Source organism: Mycobacterium sp. SP-6446, from assembly GCF_001954045.1.
In the GTDB taxonomy this organism is placed as follows: domain Bacteria; phylum Actinomycetota; class Actinomycetes; order Mycobacteriales; family Mycobacteriaceae; genus Mycobacterium.
The window spans coordinates 1-15,461 of the sequence record NZ_MBEM01000142.1; the positions used below are offsets into that span (position 1 = coordinate 1).

Genomic DNA, 15,461 nt, shown 5'->3' on the forward strand with positions numbered 1-15,461 from the left:
GAGTGTCAAGGATCAACCGACACAGAAACGTCAACCATCAACCGACACTGAACAGCCCCACCGTATTTCACCTGGTCAGACCGTATTTGCGACATTTAGATCGGCTAGGCAGAGTGCGATTTACCGGCGTCGTACCGGCGCGTGGCGCGGTGGGTGCGGCGCTAGCTAACTGCGCTTGGCCTTGCGTTTCGGTGCGGCCGTGCTTTTGGCGCGGCGACCGACTTTGGTGTTGCCCTTCGCGCGGGCAGCCTTGGCGAACTTGGCGCGGGCTGGCATCGCCGAGCTTTACGATGCTGCTCAGGGCTCGGCGCTGAAGGAGGCCCGATGGCACTGCCTGCATTGGTTCTTATGCACGGAGGCGGGTTCGCCGCTGATTGTTGGGAACCCACCGTCGACGTGATCCAAGGCATGGAGCCGAGGCTAAGGGTGCTGGCCGTTGATCTGCCGGGGCGGCGAGGGAAGCCCGGTGACCTGATCACCGCTTGTATCGACGGGTGGGTCGACTCGGTGCTGTCGGACATCGAGAATGCTGCGCTCGACGACCTCGTGATCGTCGGCCATTCGCTGGCGGGCGTGATCGTCCCCGGTGTTGTCACCAAGCTCGGCTCAGCGCGGGTGCGGGAGATGATCTTGGCCACCGCGCAAGTACCAACCAACGGCAGCGCCCTGGTGGACACGCTTCCCGGGGCGCAGAGCTGGTACGCACGTCGCACCGCGAAACGTTATGTGCAGAAAGGCCGTTCGGTTCGGGCGGGAGGTTTGCCTACTGCGTTGGCGGGGTTTGTATTCTGCAACGGAATGACTCCCGAACAGCGCAAGTTCACGCTGGCTCGGTCTTGTCAGGAATCACCCTCCATGATGATAGAAAACGTTGACCGCAGTGGTATGCCCGACGAGGTGCCACGAACGTGGATACTCACTCGGCGCGATCGCGCCGTCTCGATGAAGATTCAACATGAGTGCATCGCCGCGCTTGGCGGAGTGCAGAGCCTCATCGAGATCGACACCTGCCACATGCTGATGGTGAGCGAACCTGAACGGCTGGCAGAGATCCTTGTTGAGCGCTGCCGGTTGTACGCGTAAGGGAGCCCGGCGCAAGCCTCCTCAACCGGCCCGGCGACCGACTAGGGTGTGCCGCTTTACGGGTAGCCCTTGAAGTCTGCGCCTGTGGGGATGTTGGGGTATTGGGCGACACTCTGCTGAAATTGCGCGATTTGTTGCAGTACCGGGCGCATCACCCAGCCCATGTCCATCGACACTTCCCAGAGGTTGAAGCGTTCCCCCGGATCGCCGATCAGGTTGAACACCATGGGCAGCTGGACGTCTGTGACGGGTTCTCCGATCGCCTCGGATTTACGGAACACGACCTTGAAGTTCTTCCACTTCACTGACATCAGCTGACCATCAAGACCGAAATACAGGACCGCATCCCGACCCGAAATGTCCTGTTTGCCCAATAGATGGTCGGCGGCGTTGACACCATCAATAGGGCGGTCGGTGGGCACACGCGCCGACTCGCCGGCTAACCCGGCCAGTGTCGGCAGCCAGTCCACCGCGGATAACAGTTCCTGGCTCTGCCGACCGGCGGGGATATGGCCAGGCCAGCTAACAAGCGCCGACACGCGGTGGCTTCCTTCCCACGGCGGGTTGAAGAAATCGCCCCGCCACGGCCCATTAGACCCTCCATCAGCCGAGCCCTTGAGGGGACTGGTGGCGTTGTCACTGCTGAAGACGACGATGGTGTCCTCACTTATACCCGCGGAGTTGATCGCGTCCAGGATCTGGCCGACGCGATAGTCGATCTCGGCCAAGCAATCCGCATACAGCCCTCCGCCGGATGTGCCCTTGAAATCGGGATGCACGCCCATGGGTGGATGGATCTGAAACAGCGCCACATACGCAAAGAACGGCTTCTGCGCCTTGGCCTTACGTTGGATGAAATCCACTGTCCGCGAGGCGATCTTCTCATCACCCAGATCCTTGGCCTGCCGATCGAAGACACCGGCAGGCGTCACCGGCTTGCCTCTGACGCCCTCCCACCATTGCGGCTCGGGGTAGCCGAGTTCGCCGAATCGCTTGTAGGTCGAGTAGCCCGCTTCATCGGAGGAATTTTTGATCCCGAACCACTCATCGAAGCCTTGATCCGTCGGCAACCGGCCCGGGTGTTTCACCCAGATGCCACTTGCCGAACGCGGCGGTGGCATAACCCGCGTCGGAGAACAACTCGGCCAACGTGTACTCCCACGGCGCAAGACCAGCATCACCCTCGCCGGGAAAAGGCACCTTCATGGTGCCCGAGCGCAGCGGCAGTCGGCCGGTCAGAATCGCCGACCGCGTCGGAGTGCACTGCGCCTCGACGGTGTAGTTGTTCAAACGCATCCCGTCAGCAGCCAGGGAATCGATCCGCGGCGTGGGAACAGTTCCGCCATAACAACTGAAATCACCCCAACCACAGTTGTCCACAAGGATAAAAACAACGTTGGGTTTAGTCCCTGGCGTCATCAGCGGCCCTCTTCCCTCCGGGATTGCGGTCACCACTTGGTGGTGCGTGGCGGCAACGATAGCGGTGGCCGCTCGAATCAAGGCTAAGCAGCATTCGACGTGCTTTTGTTGATATAGGCGTTGGAGCGCGTCGGTACACCAAGCTCCGAGATCGTCGAGTCGGCGTGCCCGCGCCGCTGTTAGCTAACTCGCTCGTACCGGCGAGATACCGGCGACCGAGGGCAATTTGTAGCCGTACCGAAGGCGTACCGGAACCGTACTGGCAACGCTCAGAAATGCTGTCTTGCATGCGATTCGCTGCGCCTAGCTAAGTCGTTTGCGCACCTCGTCGCGGCATCGAAAAGGGACTCATAATCCGTTGGTCGCGGGTTCGAGCCCCGCCCGCCCCACGTCAGCTGTATGACCTCAGTTGATGCCTGACATCTTGCCTTCGGGTGATGTCCGACAGTGTTCCGGCTGATGGTTGACAGATACTGCGGCTGATCCTTGACACTCCTTCGATGAGGGAGTTAACCGTGGCCGAGCAGAGGGACCGGGCCTTGCTGGCGGTGATGGGTTAGCGATTTCGCAGGTCGCCGAGGAGGTGAGTGTGTCGCGTCAGACGCTGCATGCCTGGTTGGTGTGAACCGTGCGATTCTGGAAAACTTCGGCGCGATCAGAGCAGGAGAGGCGCGTGACAACCACCCATACTGAACGGCACCCGCTGCTGACCCGGCGCGACCGCATCATGATCACCATCACGGTTATCGCGGCCGTGGCGACCGGAGTTCTGCACTTCGCCCACGTGAATGCAGTGCTGGCGTTCATCGTGTCCGCACTTGCGTTGGCCACGCTGGCATCTTTGGTCGGCCGTTCGGTGGAGGCGCTCGGAGACCGGCTCGGGCCCAACGCGACTGGGATTCTGCAGACGGCGTTGGGGAACCTGCCCGAATTGTTCGTCATACTGTTCGCACTCAAAGCAGGTCTTTATGGGGTGGTTAAGGCCACCATCGTCGGCTCGATTCTCTCCAACGGCCTGCTGGTGCTCGGGCTGTCCTTCGTGGTCGGCGGTATCAAACACGGCCGCCAGCGCTTCGCCGCCGACGACGGACGCACCCTCGGATTGATGTTCACCCTCGCGGTATTCATCCTCGCTGTCCCCTCGCTCACCGCTGCAACACACACCCCGGCGCAACCGCACGAGCGGGCGGTGTCGGTCGTCGTCTCCATCGTCATGCTTGCGCTGTTCGCACTCTCGCTGCCGGCCACGCTCGGAAAGCGTGCTGTCGCCCCGGTGGGGCAAGTTCGTCATGAAACGTCCAGAGCGTCGTCTCCCATTGTGGCCAGCCCCGATTCGGCCAAAGCCGCCAGTATGGCGGCAGCACACGGGGAGTGGCCGCTGGCGATGGCTATCGGCATGCTGGCCGTCGCTGGGATCGGTGCGGCCTTCGTGTCGGAATGGTTCGTCGCCGCCCTAGAGCCGGCGATGCATGCAGCGGGCATTAACGAGGTGTTCGCCGGTCTGGTGATCGTGGCGATCGCCGGCAACGCGGTGGAGAATTTCGTCGGCATTCAGCTGGCGGCCAAGAACCAGATGGACTACGCGGTCCAGGTGATCCTCCAGTCGCCCGTCCAGATCGCGCTCACCATCGCCCCGATCGTCTGCCTGGCGGCGGCATGGCTCGGCCAGCCTGGTTTCGATCTGGTGTTCTCACCGCTGTTGCTGGCGTCGATGATCATGTCGGCGCTCGTTGCGGTGCTGGTGACCTTCGACGGCGAGTCGACCTGGTTCGAGGGGACGGTGCTCATCGCGCTCTACGTGGCGATCGCCACGTCGTTCTGGTGGGGGTGAGTACCTCAACCGTCTGAGATCCGTCGTCGCGCCTGGCGAATTCGCGCTCAAGGCTTGCCCTCCGTCAGCACGGTCGAAATCCACCGGACTGCGGCCATGTGGCAGCGGCCTGACAGCGGTGGGCTCCGCTCGTCGTCTTCCGTGTAGCTGGCGGCGCCTGTGGCCGATCCTGAGGATAGACTCGCGGCATCGAAGTTCCAGGTGGCGCCGCTAATCCGTGGTTCGCAGCGACCGCCGATCGTGAAAGTCGGTGGTGCGCGGTGATTGGGTCTGGCGGCGAGGCCGCTGACGCTGCGCTGGAAGTCATGCGGTCGGACGAGGACGCAGCAGCGGGTTTTCGGCAGTGGCTGGCCGCCGCGGAGCGGGCCGGTCAAAGAGTCCTGCGGGAGCCTGACGGCACGTACGTGTTATGGCGGCGCGACGACGTCCTCGCCGCCGTACGTGACGGCGAAGTCTTCGCCAGCCGCCAAGGCGAACTGATGGAAGGCAATCCGCCGTTCGGCCCGTACCGGAAAATCATGGTCGAGCTGTTGTTCAATCCGGAAAATTCGCGGGAAATGCTGAAGCCCGTGCGTGGAATCATTGAAAATTGCGTCGGCGCCCTAGCGACGACACGAGACCGTTGCGATGGTGCGGCTGTCGCTGAGGTTGTTTGGCGCGCAGCATTCGTTACGGTCTGCGGTCTGCCGACTGATGTCGCTCTCGAAGCGATCGACACCCAGCTGGTGCGGGAGACCCGTCAAGCGCCGCAGGGTGGCCCTGATGTGATCAGCCGCCTCGCCACCGAACCGCTCAGCGACAAAGAAGTGTTGGGACTGATGGCGTCGGTGGGCCGCGGTTTGATTTTCGCGTCGTTCGCGATTAAGGCCGGCCTGGCGGTGCTGGCGCGGATGCCGATGCTTCAGCGGGAGCTACGCGAAAATCCAGGCCGGCAACGCAGATTCATCGAGGAACTGCTGCGGTTGGATGGCGGGGCGAAGACTGTTTCACGAATCACGAGTCGCAGCGTGACAATCGGCGGAACGACGATCCCAGCCGGGTCCCCTGTCGAGTTGTGCGTCGGACTTGTTCACCGTGATGAGACCGACGAGATGTCAGGTCACAGCATTAAACTGGATGGCCCGCAACGGAATTGGAGTTTTGGGGGAGGACCGCACCGGTGTCCGGCGTCGCACCTGGCCCGGGATCTGCTGGGCGCGTTCTTTGAAGTATGGCTTGCCAGAGTCCCATTTTTCTCGTTCGACTGGAACGGCGGCGATGTCCCCAAAGCGTGGTACCCCAAACCCTACGATCCTTCGCGGGGCGCAATTTTCGAGGGTTGGTTCCCTGCTCACGTGCCGCTCACGTGGCGACCAGAGCGGTGACTAGGGACGGACCTACCCCCGGCGAGTTCGCGCTCTACTACGACGTGTTAACGGCTTAGAGGATGTAGAGCATCTCTTGGTACGTGGGCAGCGGCCACAAATCATCGGCCACAACGCTTTCCAGTGTGTCGGCGGCGGTGCGCACCGCTTGCATCGCCGGCAGCAGCTGCTCCTGGGCGTGCTTGGCCTCGTCGAGGGCCGACACCGCCGAGTGGTCGGATAGCGCCGTCCTCAGCGTCGCCAACGCCGCGGAAAGCTCGGCAAGCGGAGCCGAAACCGCTTCCAGCGCAGCCGTGCTGGGATTCACCCCGGCGGCCTTCAAAGTCGCGACGTTCTGCGCGAGCTCCGTTTGATAGCGAATCGCCGCCGGCAGGATGATTGTCGTTCCGATCTCCAGCGCCAGCTTCGCCTCGACTGCGATGGTTAGCGCGTACTGCTCCAGGCGCACCTCGTACCGGCTCTGCAGCTCGCGCTCGGTGAAGACGCCATATTTCTCGAAGACTTCGATCGCTGCCGGCTTGATCAGCTCCGGAATCGCGTCCAGCGTGGTCTTGAGGTTAGGCAGTCCGCGCTCGGCCGCCTCGATCTGCCAGTTCTCGGAGTACCCGTCCCCGTTGAACACCACCGCGCCGTGTTCGGTGATGACCTCGGTGAGCAGCTTTTGCACTGCCACGTCGAAGTCTTCGCCGTTTTCCACAGCCCGCTCGAGGACGGTCGCGAGGTAATCGAACGAGTCGGCCATGATCGTGTTGAGCACGATCATCGGCACGGCTACCGTCTGCCCGGAGCCGGGCGCCCGGAACTCGAATCGGTTGCCCGTGAAGGCGAACGGACTCGTGCGATTGCGGTCGCCCGCGTCGGTCGGCAGCGGAGGCAGCGTATCGACACCAATGATCATGGTGCCCTTGCCCTTTGATGACGTCGCCGCGCCTTTGGCTATCTGCTCGAACACATCGGCGAGCTGTTCGCCGAGGAAGATCGAGATGATCGCCGGCGGAGCCTCGTTGGCGCCCAGCCTATGGTCGTTGGTGGCTGACGCGACCGATACCCGCAGCAGCCCGGCGAACTTGTGCACGGCACGGATCACCGCGGCGCAGAACACCAGGAATTGTGCATTCTCGTGCGGGGTGTCGCCGGGCACCAGCAGCGAGCCCAGTTCAGAGTTGCCGACCGAAAAGTTGACGTGCTTGCCCGATCCGTTCACCCCGGCAAACGGCTTCTCGTGGAACAGGCACTCCATGCCGTGCTTTTTGGCCAGCGTCTTGAAAATCGTCATCAGCAACTGCTGATGGTCGGAAGCGATGTTGGCCCGTTCGAACATCGGGGCCACCTCGAATTGGCCGGGGGCCACCTCGTTGTGCCGAGTCTTGGCGGGAATACCGAGCTTGAACAGCTCGCGCTCGGTGTCCATCATGAAGCCCAGGACACGCTCGGGCACCGCGCCGAAGTAGTGGTCGTCGAACTCCTGGCCTTTGGGCGGCTTGGCGCCGAACACCGTGCGACCGGCGTTGATCAGGTCGGGCCGCGCGAGGAAGAAGTGCCGATCGATTAAGAAGTACTCCTGCTCGGGGCCGCAGAACGATACGATTTTGTTTAGGTCCTTGTGGCCGAACAGTTTCAAGATGCGCTCGGCATGCACACCCATGGCCTGCTGGCTGCGCAGGAGCGGCGTCTTGTAGTCCAGTGCCTCACCGGTCATCGAGACGAAAACCGTTGGGATGCAGAGTGTGTTGCCGTTCGGGTTCTCCAGGACGTAGGCGGGGCTGGTGACGTCCCAGCCGGTATATCCTCGTGCCTCGAAGGTGCTTCGCAGGCCACCGGAGGGGAAGCTGGACGCATCGGGCTCACCCTGGATGAGGGTCTTGCCTGCGAACTCGGCGAGCGTCTGCCCGTCGGAAACGGGCTCCAGGAAACTGTCGTGCTTCTCGGCGGTCAGGCCGGTCATCGGGTAGAAGACGTGGGCGTAGTGGGTGGCGCCTTTCTCCAGCGCCCAATCTTTCATGGCTACCGCGACCGCGTCGGCGACGGCGGGGTCGAGCTTGGCGCCTTTCTCGATGGTCGCCGCGACGGACTTGTATACCGACTTCGGCAGCCGTGCCTGCATCTCGGCCTTCGTAAAGACGTTGCAGCCGAAGACCTCGCCGGGGGCTTCACCAGCGACAAAGCTGACGGCCGGAGGGATATAGGCCTCGACGTTGTTGATCGCCTGCAGGCGGACTGGGTTTCCGCTCAATTGAGTTCCTATCGCTGAGGGGGTCCGCGATTTTCCGGTTCGGACGATGGACCGCCTCACCCTAGGAAGGTTCGATGACAAATCTGTTACGGCGACGTCAATGGTAAAACCCGAACGGTTTAGAACCTTGATCGCGAACTTTCCGCACCTGGGCGTCGCGATGAGTTGTGCCCTCCGGTGCAGTCTGACCTGCATGGGCAAACTCATCTATGGCTTCAACGTGTCGGTGGACGGGTACATCGCCGACGCTCAAGGCAACATCGACTGGGCCGATCCGAGCGAAGAACTGCACCAGTACTGGAACGACTTCGAGCGGGAGACCGCCCTGTCGTTCTACGGCCGGCGGCTCTACGAACTGATGTCCGCGTACTGGCCGACGGCCGACCAGGCCCCGGACGCGACCCCTCTGATTGTTGACTTCGCCCGCATCTGGCGCGACATGCCCAAGGTCGTGTTCTCGCACACCCTGCAGTCCGTCGACTGGAACTCCCGCCTGGAACGCGGCGACCCGGTCGAGGTGGTGACGAAGCTGAAAGCCGAAACCGACGGCAGGCTGGAGGTGGCCGGGGCGACGCTGGCCGCACCGATCGTGCAGGCCGGACTGGTGGACGAATACCGAATCGTGGTCGCGCCCACCGCCGTGGGCGGCGGCACCCCGTTCTTTCCGAGCCTGCCGTCATGGATCTCGCTGCGACTGTTGGAGAACCGCACCTTCCCGGGTGGCACGGTCCTGCTGCGCTACGAGGCGAAACGCGACTGATCGGACATACACAGCCCAGAGCATGGGGGGCAGAATCGAAAGCGTCCGCAACAGCGTCCAGATCGTCGGGGAGAGTTGCCCGCAACGATCGATCGTCAGGGAGGAACAGGATCATGACGATCACACGGGGGATCACCGCAGCCGTCATGCTCGCCGGTTCAGCGGTCTGTACAGCTAGCAGCGCGTCTGCAGACACGACGATGAGCGGCCACTACGTCATGACTGAGACGTATAACGATGGTCGGCCGGTAACCAACGATTGGAATTTCACTCCGTGCGGTGACGGATGCGCCTCGTTAGTTAGCAATGGAATCCCTGTTGGTCAGGCGCGATTGGTTAACGGGCAATGGACAAGTCCAGAGGCGGCGGGTGACATCCACTGTCCCGACGGCACAGTGGTTCCCAATGCGAGTTCCGCCCGGATGGTGTGGGATCCGAACACCCTCGCGGGCACAGACCAAATAACCCTGACCGTGCCGGCCTGCGGTGCCCCGGCGGGGTACCAATACGGCCGTAGGATCCAACTCACGCAGGCACCTTGACACAGATGTCTAGAAACCGCGCTTGGCGGCTCGCACTGCGGCAACGCTATCGTCATCCCCGCCGAAGTCGGCGCGGACGGCGTTGCGGCCGAACGCGAACAGCAGCAGCTCCAGCGGTTCGCCCGTCACCGTGACCGGCGAACCGCTGCCGACGGCCACCACTTTCTGACCGTCGGGGGTGCGCAGCGTCAGCCGCACGCGCACCGCGTTCATTGACTTCGACATTCCGGCCCGGCTGATCATCGCGACGCGCCGCTTCACCGACGCGCTGGTGCGCGCATCGAATTCCCTTGGCTCCCAGCCATTCTGCGCACGCCGGACGTCCTCATGGTGGACGAACATCTCGTGGATGCTCGCCACCGGGTCGAGAACCTTGAACACGGAAAGCGCCGGAGGACCCGAAGCGAACAGTTCGACCAGATCCTCCCACGTCCTCGTCGTCGCCAGTCGGGTCTGCATGCGCGCGGTGTATGACGCCAAGGGCCCGAACACGAGGCCGGGCAACGCGTCGGGACGGCGTTCGCGCACCACCAGGTGCGCGACCAGGTCGCGGGTCGTCCAGCCCTCGCACAGGGTCGGGGAGTCCGGTCCCACCGCGCGCAGGGTTTGGACCATGGCGACCCGTTCGCGTTGGACTACCGACATGCCCACACGATAACGGTCGCACTACCAGCCCCATCAATCGGTGAAGTCGATCCGCACCGACACCGGTGTGGTTTCCAGAGCCTTTACCACCGTGGCTCCTAGTCGTCCGAACTTGCGGCCACGCGCGACGACGTCATCGTCGGGCCTCAGCGTCGCGACGCCTGTGCGCCAATGATCTCCTTGTCGCACACGGATATTCGGATTGTCAGCAATGTTGCGGCCCCACCCGGAGCGGGTGCCATGCTGACTAATGACCCACGCGCCTTTGTCATCGAATTGAGCGGACACGGGAACGCGGCGCACCTGGCCAGTCTTGCGCCCGATCGTCTCCAGCTCGGTGGCAAGCGCGGTTCGCACTCCCAGCTTGCTCAACCCTTTCACTATTGGGTTGAGAAAATAGCGTCCGATAGCCCGTTCCCTGCGGAACTTTCGTAGCGTCTTGGCGCCATTCGTATCCGTCATGGCAATCTCCGTATTTCGGATGTGTTGAGCAACGCATCAACCGTCAGCCAGTACCGGTGTCGATCGCGGCTTGCTCAGGCCGCTTTGCTTGCGGATGCCGTTGTCCAGCAGGGCAGCTGGCGCGACGCGCTTCAGCAGAGTCAGTTGTCGCGCCTGGCGGCCCGCGGGGTAGCGCAGTTTGACTCGCTTGTCGGTGGCCGCGGCGTACGTGGCATCGGCGACAACGTCGGGCAACTCGGCGCTGCGAATTTTCTCGGCGACCATCGCGCGGGCGGTCGCGCGATTATCGGCGTAGGTGGCCTGCGGTGTGTCGGCGTCCCACATGTTCGCCTCGAAAGCAGTTCGGGTGTAACCGGGTTCGACCAGCAGCGCGCGCACGCCGTACTCGCGAAGTTCGTGGTCCAACGATTCGGTGTAGCCCTCCAGGGCATGCTTCGACGCCGAGTACAGGGCCGCGTACGGCGCGGGAAGGTAGCCGAGCACGGAGCTGATGTTGATGATGCGCCCGCTGCCGCGACGGCGCATGTGCGGGAGCACCTCGTTGGTGAGGCGGATGACGCCGAAGAAGTTGGTCTCGAACAACGAACGGGCTTGCGCGATCGAACTCTCCTCGGCGGCGCCCACGATTCCCAACCCAGCGTTGTTGACTAGGACGTCGATGTGTCCGGCTCGGTCAATGACCTCCGACACCGCCGCGTGGACTGCTGTCTCGTCGGTAACGTCGAGCGCCAAGGTCTCGACGCCGGGGATCGCAGCGAGGCGCTGCGGCGCCCGCGAGGTGCCGAACACGCGGAATCCCGCTTTCACCAGTTTCTTTGCAATGGCGGCGCCGATACCTGAGGACACTCCGGTGATCAGCGCGACGGGCGGTGTGGATGTCATCGGGGGCGACCTCTCCATGTGTTATACCGATTGGTCTACCTGACGTTAGTAGACCAATCGGTATACTGCAACCGACGGGCTTACCCGAGGGCCCTGGAAGGGTGCGAGGATGACCGCGCGCGAGCGTCTGATCGGCAGCGCCATCGAACTGCTGCGCCGTAACGGGGTCGCCGGTACCGGCCTGGCTGCACTGCTCGAACACAGCGGCACGGCGCGCCGGTCGGTCTACCTGAACTTCCCGGGCGGGAAGTCGGAACTCATAACCGAGGCGACCCGGACTGCGGGCCGCCTCATCGATTCGACGCTGACAGGCACAGGGCAGGTCGGCGACCGACGCGAATCGTTGGCCGCCTTCGTCGAGTCGTGGAAGGAGACGTTGCGCTCCAGCGACTACACCGCCGGATGCCCGATCGTTGCTGCCGCGCTCGGACGCACGGAGTCGCCCTCGGCCGCCGATGCCGCCGGTGAGGTATTTGCCGAGTGGCAGACGATGATTGCCGGACGCCTGAGGGCCGAGGGAGCCGAGAACGACGAGGCGGAATCTTTGGCCACCACCGTGGTGGCTGCCGTCGAGGGCGCAGTCATCCTCTGCCTGGCCGCGCGATCGACCGATCCCTTGGACCGGACCGTGCAGATGCTCGACCAGCTGATCGCGCACCACATCCGGTGATGTCGAGAGGGCACAGATTTAGTGAGGGCCGTTAGAGGCCGGTGAAGGCGGGGCCTCAAACATCGTTGGATCGGCCACGGTGACGCTGGGCGGCACATCGCCTGTCCGGGTCGCGACGACGGGGGTTCGGTACACCGTTCCCTTGTTGCCGCATTCATTGGTGAGGACGGTTTCGATCGCTACGCCTCGCAGCGTGCCGTCGGGCTGTGGCTCCAATGACCAACTCAGTGTCGAGGTGTCGGCAGCTGTGCCGCTTGTTCCGCGGCACTGCACTGGTGGATGGAGATAGGGCGTGTCCTGCCAGTGACCGTCGGCGAAGTGGAGAACGTGCGCACCACCTGTGGCCTCGTTGTGGTTGGTGTCGGCCAGGCGGGATCCTGTGGCCACGCATCCCGTGGCTGTGCACAACGAACGAAACGCCCACCAATTAGTGGTCTGGGCGGTGGTGGGATCGCCGGTTGTTGGGTGGTCGTTGGCCGTTTGCTTTGCCCAGTCGTAGTCCACGCGATAGGCGCCGTCGAGCGCCGGACCCGCAGCGGCTGGTGCAGGGGTGCTGGCCGCCGGGGTCCCGGTGACTGTTGCTGGGTCGGCCATAGCGGCGCCCGGGGGGACATCGCCGGTCCGTGTCAACGCAAAGGGGGTCTGGACCACCGCTCCTTGATCGGCGCATTCGTTGGTGAGAACGGTTTCGGTCGCAATGCCTCGGAGCGTGCCGTCGGCCTGTGGATCCAATGACCACGTAAACGTTTCGGTTTCTGCACCGGCGACGACTTTTCCGTCTGCTCCGAGGCACCGCGGTTGCTGGATTTGGCCCTGAACAGGCGCGGCTTGCCAGCGACCGTCGACGAAGTGGAGAACGTGAGGAGATGCCGGCGTGCGCGCGCCTTGATGGTTGTTGTCGTCTGCCTGGGTCCCCGTGGCTACGCATCCGTTGGGTGTGCACGTTGAACGAAAGCCCCACCAAGTCGATGAAAGAAAGGCCCAACTGGGCTGGGTGTGCGCACCGTTCTGCGTCTGCTTTGCAAGGTCGTAGTCCACGCGATAGGCGCCGTCGAGTACGGGACCCGCAGCGGCGGCGGCTGCCGCTGGGGCAGGGGTGCTGGTCGCGGGCGCGGAGGTCTTCTGGTCGACGGCACCGATGTTGTAGACGAGGACGCCGAGCATGACGGCGAACGCGGCCACCGCTGCCGTGTCGACCACGATCCGGCGTCGCCTGCGCCCCAGAGCTCCCCACCCCGAACTCGCGGGCGCCGAGTACGCTGCCGCGCTGTTTCGTCCCTCGGGCGCCGACCCGCCGGCCTGCAGGAAGAAATCGCGCTGCTCGCCGGGCGGCCTGGCGTCTTGCACCATGCGCGGATAATACGACGGCACATCGGTGGGCGCCTGTTGTACGGCGTTGAGCAGCTCGCGGAGACTGACGGGATAGGCACACGAGATGCGGTCCGACCTCCCATCTGCGACGATCAGTGGAGCCATGAAACTACTGCTGACCCTGACGAGCTTTGCCGCCATCATCGGCATGGCCATGCCCGCGCACGCCGATAGCACCGACGACGCATTCATCGCCTCGCTCAAAGCCGCCGGCATCACCTATTCCGACCCGGATGCGGCGGTAGGGGCGGGCAAATGGGTGTGCGACAAGGTAAACGGGGGCACGGACGTGTCGTCTGTCGTCAAGACGCTCGCAACCAAGAACGCCGCGCTGAACCCCGACAAAGCCACCAAGTTCGCGGCGATCGCCGCCAACGCGTACTGCCCCGGCGCGATCTCGACCACTGATGCCCCGGTCAGTGCCCCGAGCAGTGTGCCCAGCAGTGCGCCCAGCAGTGCCCCCGTGAGTGCGCCCAGCAGTGCCCCCGTGAGTGCGGCTAGCAGTGCGCCGAGCGATGTGCCTACCAGTGCTCCGAGCAGCGTCCCTCGCAGCACCCTAACGCCCTAGCCACGCCGTCTATCGGGGCAGCACGGCCTCGATGGCGCTGATGACCTCGGGTGCGTCTGGCTCGGTCCGCGGCCGAAACCGATTGACCACCTCACCGTCAGGCGCGACCAGAAATTTCTCGAAGTTCCACTGAATGTCGCCGGCGTTGCCATCGGAATCGACGGCCTTGGTCAGCTCGGCGTAGAGCGGGTGGCGGTCATCGCCGTTGACGTCCGTCTTCTCCAGCAACGGGAACGTCACCCCGTAGGTGGCCGAGCAAAACTCCTGGATCTCCTCGGCCGTGCCGGGTTCCTGGCCCATGAACTGGTTGCACGGCACCCCGACAACCGTCAAGCCGCGGTCGCCATAATCTTTGGCCAGCTTCTCCAATGCCGTGTACTGCGGAGTGAGTCCGCATTTGGAGGCTACGTTCACGATTAGCGTTGCGCCGCCGGACAATTCGGCTAGCGTGGCCGGCTTGCCGTCGAGAGTGGTCAGGGCGATGTCTTTGAGGGTCACGCCGACGACGCTAACACCGCGCGCGTCGTGCGAGCAGGTGGCGCCTATTCGCACCCAATTCCATTGCCGTCTCGGTCAAGCCCGTAGATGTCCTTTCCAATGACGGTTACGGGACCCTTGACATAGGCCGGGCCGTTACCGCTACCGCCCGCACAGTCGACATCACTAGCGATAGGGACGCAGGCGCCCGAGTAATTCGGGTCGCATGATGGGCTTGGTTTTTTCGGTATGGGCGCTGCGGGGCCCAGCGACCGCTCAAACGACGCATCGACAGGATCGGCGGCGGCTGCGGGGGCGAGCGTGAGCGCCACGGCGAATCCAATTGTCACTGCTGTCAATCTACCCATGGTGGCGGATCGTAACCTCAACAGTGGCCGTCTGTTGGGGTTTCCATCCAAAGGCAAATACTCACGATCGCGGACGGTCAAATTAGGCGCGAAGCCTCTGCTACTGGCCCGCGTTGTGGGCCATATCGATGGCGTACTGACTGACGAAGGTGCCGGCCGGCGGATCGCCCTTGTCGCACGTTCCGTCCGATTCGCCGGGGCGTTTGATCCACAAGTAGGCGTCGGCGTGCGCGCCCGCGGTGGCGGTGGTAGGCGGAGTGCCCAGTCCTCGGCCGCTGGGGTTGCACCAGTTGAGCCCGGAGTCGGGCGCTGGGCCGGCGCCGTTGCGCGACGTGTCGATCACGTAGTGCGAACCATTCGTGAGCCCCGAAATCGCTTCCCCGTAACCGATTTCGTCCGCGGTGGTGTAGAAGTTCGCGGTGTTGAGGCTGAAACCCCGCGCCCGGGCGACATCGACCTTGTTGAGCCTGGCGGCCATGTCTTCGGCACTATGCCAGCGCAGGTGACCGCCGTCGACATACACGGCGGTCGCCGGACTGCGGGTTAGCGTGTCGACGGCGTAGCGAATCAAGTCGTAGCGTTCTTGGCGCTGGTCGGCCGACAGGCAGTCGGCCATCGCGAGTGCATCGGGTTCGAGGATGATCGCCGTGCGCGTACCGCCCACGCCGGACGCGATGCCGTCGATCCACCCGCGGTAGTCGTCGGCCGACGCCATGCCACCCGCGGCGAAGCTGCCACAGTCGCGGTGCGGGATTCCATAGATCGCCAGCACCGGTATCGCGCCGG

16 protein-coding genes, 1 tRNA gene and 1 pseudogene are annotated in these 15,461 nt (G+C 63.6%); 8 read left to right on the forward strand and 10 right to left on the reverse strand.

The genetic code is table 11. The annotated features are described in order from the left end of the window. Positions 1–324 precede the first annotated feature (324 nt). Positions 325–1,083, forward strand: a complete 759-nt coding sequence (locus A5736_RS13390) for an alpha/beta fold hydrolase (protein WP_076246718.1) — start codon at positions 325–327, stop codon at positions 1,081–1,083. A 56-nt stretch (positions 1,084–1,139) separates the two neighbouring features. On the opposite strand, the gene A5736_RS13395 is transcribed toward A5736_RS13390, so the two are convergent. Both A5736_RS13395 and A5736_RS25660 read right to left on the reverse strand, forming a co-directional pair. Continuing rightward, positions 1,140–2,171, reverse strand: coding sequence for a sulfatase-like hydrolase/transferase (locus A5736_RS13395; protein WP_175611263.1), 1,032 nt, complete (start codon positions 2,169–2,171; stop codon positions 1,140–1,142). Further along, positions 2,128–2,502: a sulfatase-like hydrolase/transferase gene (locus A5736_RS25660; protein ID WP_254848358.1), complete on the reverse strand. Its 375-nt coding sequence runs from the start codon at positions 2,500–2,502 to the stop codon at positions 2,128–2,130. Before A5736_RS25660 ends, A5736_RS13395 begins: the two co-directional genes overlap by 44 nt. A gap of 324 nt (positions 2,503–2,826) precedes the next feature. On the opposite strand from A5736_RS25660, the gene A5736_RS26355 reads away from it, so the two are divergent. The 4 genes and pseudogenes from A5736_RS26355 to A5736_RS13405 all read left to right on the forward strand — a co-directional run bounded on the left by A5736_RS26355 (position 2,827) and on the right by A5736_RS13405 (position 5,697). Next, positions 2,827–2,891: transfer RNA gene (locus A5736_RS26355), tRNA-Ile, on the forward strand. A 111-nt stretch (positions 2,892–3,002) separates the two neighbouring features. Continuing rightward, positions 3,003–3,121 (forward strand): annotated as a pseudogene (locus tag A5736_RS25980) (IS481 family transposase); the annotation flags it as partial. 9 nt (positions 3,122–3,130) lie between these two features. Continuing rightward, the gene (cax, locus tag A5736_RS13400) at positions 3,131–4,333 is read left to right on the forward strand and encodes a calcium/proton exchanger (RefSeq protein WP_254848357.1); all 1,203 of its coding nucleotides are present in this window, start codon (positions 3,131–3,133) and stop codon (positions 4,331–4,333) included. Positions 4,334–4,638: 305 nt separating this feature from the next. Then, a complete protein-coding gene (locus A5736_RS13405) occupies positions 4,639–5,697 on the forward strand; it encodes a cytochrome P450 (RefSeq protein WP_139333301.1) in 1,059 nt (352 codons plus the stop codon). 55 nt (positions 5,698–5,752) lie between these two features. Here A5736_RS13405 and A5736_RS13410 read toward each other — a convergent pair whose 3' ends face one another. Further along, the gene (locus A5736_RS13410; protein WP_076246721.1) at positions 5,753–7,930 is read right to left on the reverse strand and encodes a glutamine synthetase III; all 2,178 of its coding nucleotides are present in this window, start codon (positions 7,928–7,930) and stop codon (positions 5,753–5,755) included. A gap of 193 nt (positions 7,931–8,123) precedes the next feature. Between A5736_RS13410 and A5736_RS13415 the strand changes: the two genes are divergently transcribed. Continuing rightward, positions 8,124–8,690, forward strand: coding sequence for a dihydrofolate reductase family protein (locus tag A5736_RS13415; protein WP_076246723.1), 567 nt, complete (start codon positions 8,124–8,126; stop codon positions 8,688–8,690). Positions 8,691–9,241: 551 nt separating this feature from the next. On the opposite strand, the gene A5736_RS13420 is transcribed toward A5736_RS13415, so the two are convergent. Genes A5736_RS13420 through A5736_RS13430 form a run of 3 tightly spaced genes read right to left on the reverse strand, consistent with a single transcriptional unit; the run spans position 9,242 to position 11,221 of the window. Next, positions 9,242–9,877, reverse strand: coding sequence for a TIGR03085 family metal-binding protein (locus A5736_RS13420; protein ID WP_076246725.1), 636 nt, complete (start codon positions 9,875–9,877; stop codon positions 9,242–9,244). A gap of 33 nt (positions 9,878–9,910) precedes the next feature. Beyond that, on the reverse strand, positions 9,911–10,339 hold the full coding sequence (locus tag A5736_RS13425) for a nitroreductase family deazaflavin-dependent oxidoreductase (RefSeq protein WP_076122398.1): 429 nt from the start codon (positions 10,337–10,339) through the stop codon (positions 9,911–9,913). 36 nt (positions 10,340–10,375) lie between these two features. After that, on the reverse strand, positions 10,376–11,221 hold the full coding sequence (locus A5736_RS13430; protein ID WP_076246726.1) for an oxidoreductase: 846 nt from the start codon (positions 11,219–11,221) through the stop codon (positions 10,376–10,378). Between the two features lie 109 nt (positions 11,222–11,330). Here A5736_RS13430 and A5736_RS13435 point away from each other — a divergent pair, with 109 nt between their 5' ends. Continuing rightward, positions 11,331–11,891 (forward strand): TetR/AcrR family transcriptional regulator, encoded by a 561-nt coding sequence (locus A5736_RS13435; protein ID WP_076246728.1) that lies wholly within the window; start codon positions 11,331–11,333, stop codon positions 11,889–11,891. 18 nt (positions 11,892–11,909) lie between these two features. Here the strand turns inward: A5736_RS13435 and A5736_RS13440 are convergent, their stop codons facing one another. Next, a complete protein-coding gene (locus A5736_RS13440) occupies positions 11,910–13,367 on the reverse strand; it encodes a hypothetical protein (RefSeq protein ID WP_076246729.1) in 1,458 nt (485 codons plus the stop codon). On the opposite strand from A5736_RS13440, the gene A5736_RS26575 reads away from it, so the two are divergent. Beyond that, positions 13,366–13,830 (forward strand): DUF732 domain-containing protein, encoded by a 465-nt coding sequence (locus A5736_RS26575; RefSeq protein WP_076246731.1) that lies wholly within the window; start codon positions 13,366–13,368, stop codon positions 13,828–13,830. The two genes, A5736_RS13440 and A5736_RS26575, sit on opposite strands and share 2 nt — an antisense overlap. Positions 13,831–13,839: 9 nt before the next feature. Here A5736_RS26575 and A5736_RS13450 read toward each other — a convergent pair whose 3' ends face one another. From A5736_RS13450 to A5736_RS13460, 3 genes are all read right to left on the reverse strand, one after another. Continuing rightward, on the reverse strand, positions 13,840–14,328 hold the full coding sequence (locus A5736_RS13450) for a glutathione peroxidase (RefSeq protein WP_076246732.1): 489 nt from the start codon (positions 14,326–14,328) through the stop codon (positions 13,840–13,842). A gap of 44 nt (positions 14,329–14,372) precedes the next feature. Further along, complete coding sequence (locus tag A5736_RS26805) at positions 14,373–14,675, reverse strand: excalibur domain-containing protein (RefSeq protein WP_233147947.1); 303 nt, start codon at positions 14,673–14,675, stop codon at positions 14,373–14,375. Between the two features lie 100 nt (positions 14,676–14,775). Further along, the coding region (locus A5736_RS13460) for a glycoside hydrolase family 6 protein (RefSeq protein ID WP_076246735.1) at positions 14,776–15,461 on the reverse strand (686 nt) is incomplete at its 5' end.

What these genes read in the sequence shown, in the direction of transcription:
- A5736_RS13390 (WP_076246718.1), top strand. Translation starts at nt 325, where the DNA reads ATGGCACTGCCTGCATTGGTTCTTATGCACGGAGGCGGGTTCGCCGCT.
- A5736_RS25660 (WP_254848358.1), bottom strand. Translation starts at nt 2,502, where the DNA reads ATGACGCCAGGGACTAAACCCAACGTTGTTTTTATCCTTGTGGACAAC.
- A5736_RS13405 (WP_139333301.1), top strand. Translation starts at nt 4,639, where the DNA reads ATGCGGTCGGACGAGGACGCAGCAGCGGGTTTTCGGCAGTGGCTGGCC.
- A5736_RS13415 (WP_076246723.1), top strand. Translation starts at nt 8,124, where the DNA reads ATGGGCAAACTCATCTATGGCTTCAACGTGTCGGTGGACGGGTACATC.
- A5736_RS13420 (WP_076246725.1), bottom strand. Translation starts at nt 9,877, where the DNA reads ATGTCGGTAGTCCAACGCGAACGGGTCGCCATGGTCCAAACCCTGCGC.
- A5736_RS13425 (WP_076122398.1), bottom strand. Translation starts at nt 10,339, where the DNA reads ATGACGGATACGAATGGCGCCAAGACGCTACGAAAGTTCCGCAGGGAA.
- A5736_RS13430 (WP_076246726.1), bottom strand. Translation starts at nt 11,221, where the DNA reads ATGACATCCACACCGCCCGTCGCGCTGATCACCGGAGTGTCCTCAGGT.
- A5736_RS13435 (WP_076246728.1), top strand. Translation starts at nt 11,331, where the DNA reads ATGACCGCGCGCGAGCGTCTGATCGGCAGCGCCATCGAACTGCTGCGC.
- A5736_RS26575 (WP_076246731.1), top strand. Translation starts at nt 13,366, where the DNA reads ATGAAACTACTGCTGACCCTGACGAGCTTTGCCGCCATCATCGGCATG.
- A5736_RS13440 (WP_076246729.1), bottom strand. Translation starts at nt 13,367, where the DNA reads ATGGCTCCACTGATCGTCGCAGATGGGAGGTCGGACCGCATCTCGTGT.
- A5736_RS26805 (WP_233147947.1), bottom strand. Translation starts at nt 14,675, where the DNA reads ATGGGTAGATTGACAGCAGTGACAATTGGATTCGCCGTGGCGCTCACG.